Source organism: Syntrophorhabdaceae bacterium, assembly GCA_028713955.1.
Classification (GTDB): Bacteria; Desulfobacterota; Syntrophorhabdia; order Syntrophorhabdales; family Syntrophorhabdaceae; genus UBA5609.
The window spans coordinates 1-4,462 of sequence record JAQTNJ010000249.1 but is presented as its reverse complement, the minus strand read 5'-3'; the positions used below and the strand labels follow the sequence as shown (position 1 = coordinate 4,462).

Sequence of the window (4,462 nt, the reverse complement as noted above, 5' to 3'; positions counted from 1 at the left end):
TTGAAAAAGTATTCCATGAACGAGTCAAGGAGTTTTCTGTTGCCTTTTACGGGCCGGGCGTCTGTCAGGATTATCACGTCCAGACTTTCAAAGATGCCCTGCTCATAGGTGATCCTGTCTTCTATCCTTTTCTTCCAGTCCCCGACAGATCCCCGCCACTTTTCATTTGAGGGCATGATGCCGCCTTTGCACCGCTCAAAACCGACTGCGTGCAGCCTGTCCGCAGCCTTCCGGGAAAAGATCTCGTAATAATAATCAACGAGCTGTTTCGGTCCGGGACCGTCTTTCAATATCCTGATATTCCTCTGTTCAAACTCTTCACGCCACTTCTTCCCGAGATTGTCGGACGGGAAGTTTTTATCCGGTTCGTCGTAGATGATCAGGTTGTCCTGATCGGTGATCATCGTCTGCTCGTCTCTGCCTTCGCTACCGAGCCCTGCCCATACGTAGTCTGTAGGAGGTTTTCCTAACCCTTCCCCTTCCATCTCATTTTCCACCATGGTTAGTATCTTGATGATGAGTTTATCCCGGGCGATGCGAAAAAGGTCGTGGACGTCCAGGATGGTCTCCTCTTCAAGGTAGAAATTTTCTATGCCTGCAACCGCTGTTTCATGACACGCCCGCAACTCCTCCAGTGAGATAGCCCCATCGATCTTGTGGAGCACGAGTGATGAAAACTCGGATTCGAAGATCTCATAATCCTTAAGGGTCGATTGAAGGGTGTTGCCAAGCCCGGCGAGGAGCCTGTACCGCTCGTTTCGCAGAAGGAGGCGGTCTTTTATACTATCACGGTGGTCTTCGATGTACGATTCGATGATGGAGAAGTTCAGCGGCATCTATTATCCTGTAATGCTTTCCAGCATCTTCCTGCTTGCCATGAGCTTTCCACGTTTTTCCTGTAACTCATTGAAGCTTGCCTCATTCTTTGCGATAACCTCCGGGGGCGCCTTTTCCCTGAAGGCGGGGTTGTTCAGCTTGCCGGAGATCCTTTCACTCTCTTCATGGATCTTCAGGAGTTCCTTTTCGATACGCCCCAGTTCCTTCTGTACATCAATCAACCCGTGGATGGGAACAAAAACCTCTATACCCTTATGAACACCTACTGCTGAATGTTCCGGCGCATCGCCGTCGATGAACAGGATATTCCCGATCCTCGCGAGGTCTTTCATATAGAATTCATACGCCTCGAGAAGGGATTGGTGACCGTTCGCACGGATGACGACGCCGATCTTTACGTTTGGGGCTATGCCCGTTTCGCCGCGTATGTTGCGGATTACGTCGATGACCCCCATGATCGTTGCCATGTTTGTTTCGCTTTCTTCGTCCAGCTCGGCTTCGTTGAACACCGGGAACCCGGAGACCATAACGCTCTCGTTGTCACGGCCCGGAAGGCGCTGATAGATCTCTTCGGTGACAAAAGGCATGATCGGATGCAGGAGCTTCACGATATCCGTGAGGGTCCTGTAGAGGACAGACCGTGTCGCATCTGTATCGAATGATGTGACCTTGCCGTAGAGGTTTGGCTTTATAAGCTCCAGGTACCAGTCGCAGAACTCGTGCCATATGAAGGTGTAGAGACTGCTCGCTGCTTCATTGAACCGGTATGAGTTGATGCTTTCAGTCACGTCCCTGATCACCTTTTGTGTCCTTGACCTGATCCACGCGTCGGGCAGGTAGGATGACCGCCTGGTTCCTGTTGGTATCTCCCTGTCCTGCAGGAATGAAAGGGCAAGCTTGGAGGCATTCCAGACCTTGTTCACAAAATTCCTTGCGCCTTCGATCCTCTCCTCTGAGAGAAGGACATCACGTCCCTGTGCGGCAAGAAGGGTAAGGATGAACCTGAACGAATCCGTCCCGTACTGATCCATTATGATAAGGGGGTCAATAACGTTCCCCTTTGATTTGCTCATCTTCTTGCCTTCGGCGTCCCTCACGAGCGCGTGGATGTATACGTCACGGAAGGGCACGTCCCCCATGAATTTCAAACCCATCATGATCATCCGGGCTACCCAGAAAAAGAGGATATCAAACCCTGTTACGAGAAGTGACGTTGGGTAAAATGTCTTCAGGTCATCGGTCTTGTCAGGCCAGCCAAGGGTGGTAAAGGGCCAGAGTCCTGACGAGAACCACGTATCAAGGACATCGGACTCCTGCCGCAACTCGCCTTTACAATCCTGGCAGGTGTCGATATTATCAACGGATACATAGGTTTTGTTGCATCTGTCGCAATACCATACAGGTATCCTGTGTCCCCACCATATCTGGCGGGAGATACACCAATCTCTGATGTTCTCCATCCATTCGAAATAGACCTTTTCCCACATCTCGGGGATGATCCTGACCCGTTGTGCCCGTACGGCCTCGATTGCCGGTTGTGCGAGGGGTTTCATCTTCAGGAACCACTGGAGTGACAGCGAGGGCTCCACGATGGTCTTGCACCGGTAGCACTTTCCGACACCCAGGTTGTATGGCTCGATCTTTTCAAGGAGGCCTTTTTCCTCCAGTTCCCTGACGATTGTGTCCCGGCATTCGAATCTATCCGTGCCCCTGTAATGAACGGCGTTTTCGTTCATCTTCCCATCGTCATCGATGACCTTGACGACCTCGAGGTTATGTCTCTTCATGATCTCGAAGTCATTGAGGTCGTGTGCCGGCGTAACCTTGAGTACGCCCGTTCCGAATGACGTATCGACGTAGCTGTCGCCGATAACAGGGATCTTTTTCTCCACGATTGGCAGTATGACGTATTTCCCGACATATCTTCCATATCGTCCGTCATCGGGGTTCACTGCAACGGCTGTATCGCCAAGCATGGTCTCGGGCCTTGTCGTTGCGACCGTCAGGTATCCGTTGCCTTCCGCCAGGGGATACCGGATATGGTAGAGATGCCCATTTGTTTCTTCATGCTCGGCTTCAAGGTCTGAAAGGGCGGTCTTACACCGCGGGCACCAGTTGATGATGTAGTTGTCCCTGTAGATGAGCCCTTCATTGTAAAGCCGTACAAATACCTCGCGGACAGCCCTCGAAAGCCCCTCGTCCATTGTGAAGCGTTCCCGGGACCAGTCACAGGAGCAGCCGAGTCGCTTGAGCTGTTCTATGATAGTGTTCCCTGATTGTTCTTTCCATTGCCAGACCCTTTCGATAAATGTATCCCGGCCGAGCATCTCACGAGTCTGCCCTTCCTTCGCGAGCTCCCTCTCAACGACATTTTGCGTCGCAATGCCTGCATGGTCTGTACCGGGAAGCCAGAGCGCATTGAAGCCTGCCATCCTCCTGAATCGAGTTACAATGTCCTGGAGGGTATTATTTAATGCGTGCCCCATGTGAAGAGAGCCGGTAACATTCGGGGGAGGGATAACCATGGAAAAGGAAGGCTTCGGGGAACTGCCCTCTGCCGTAAAGAATCCCTTTTCAACCCAGAACCTGTACCACTTCTCTTCAATAGCGTGAGGATTATAAACCTTGTCCATCATATCAAATTCTCCAATATCAGTATTCAAAATATTTCCGTTCCATCAAAGTGGTATATTCCATGGCAAGGGAAGGAAGATCTTCTCAAAAAGATTAAAGGCATAGCGATCTGTCATACCCGCGATAAGATCACACACGCATATTGCCGGTTCGTCATAAAAATCGTTCCTTTCGGTCTCTTTCAGGAAGGCATCAGGATTCTTCAGGAAATGCCGGTAAAGGTCGGTGATGATCCTGGAGCATTTCAGGAAGTCCCCATGGACGACATTGCTGTCATATACCGCTTCATAAATAAAATCCCTTAGTTGCACGATGTGTTCTTCGAGCTCCTCTCCAAAATGTACCTGTAATTCAGGGTCTTTCTGCGTCTCCGATATAACCCCCCGTACCATACGGTCGATCCTGTCCGAGACGGTGAAACCAAGGAATTCCCTGCACTTCCCGGGCAGGTCCTCTTCTGTGATGACGTTCCCCCTGATCGCGTCATCTATATCGTGATTCAGGTAGGCGATAACGTCGGCAACCCTCACCACCTCAGCCTCCCTTGTAAGAGGCTTTTCTGCCTCATCCCTGATAACGATCTCCCCCTTGCCCTTTGAATGGCGTACGATGCCGTCCCTCACTTCATGGGTAAGGTTGAGCCCTTTACCATCCCTCTCCAGGATGTCCGCAACCCTGAGGCTCTGCTCATAATGGCGAAACCCTCCCTCGTGAATGCCGTTGAGGACCTCTTCCCCTGCGTGGCCGAATGGTGTATGGCCGAGATCGTGTCCGAGGGAGATTGCCTCAACGAGGTCTTCATTCAGGTCGAGCGCTTTTGCAATGGTTCGTCCTATCTGGGCAACCTCGAGGGTGTGGGTGAGTCTTGTCCTGTAATGGTCGCCGGCAGGGGAGAGAAAAACCTGTGTCTTGTGTTTCAGTCTCCGGAACGATTTGCTGTGGGTTATCCTGTCCCTGTCGTGCTGGAATGCGGGCCGTATGTCGCATTCAG

3 protein-coding genes are annotated in these 4,462 nt (G+C 51.5%); all 3 read right to left on the bottom strand.

The window, feature by feature from the left end; genetic code table 11:
• Window positions 1–836: DUF294 nucleotidyltransferase-like domain-containing protein (locus PHU49_14995; protein ID MDD5245314.1), on the bottom strand; the 836-nt coding region annotated here is incomplete at its 3' end.
• Between the two features lie 3 nt (window positions 837–839).
• A complete protein-coding gene (locus tag PHU49_14990; GenBank protein ID MDD5245313.1) occupies window positions 840–3,473 on the bottom strand; it encodes a valine--tRNA ligase in 2,634 nt (877 codons plus the stop codon).
• 42 nt (window positions 3,474–3,515) lie between these two features.
• Window positions 3,516–4,462: deoxyguanosinetriphosphate triphosphohydrolase (locus tag PHU49_14985; GenBank protein MDD5245312.1), on the bottom strand; the 947-nt coding region annotated here is incomplete at its 5' end.

Bases quoted from the DNA above. Each gene is read 5' to 3' on its own strand.
- PHU49_14990 (MDD5245313.1), bottom strand. From the start codon at position 3,473: ATGATGGACAAGGTTTATAATCCTCACGCTATTGAAGAGAAGTGGTAC.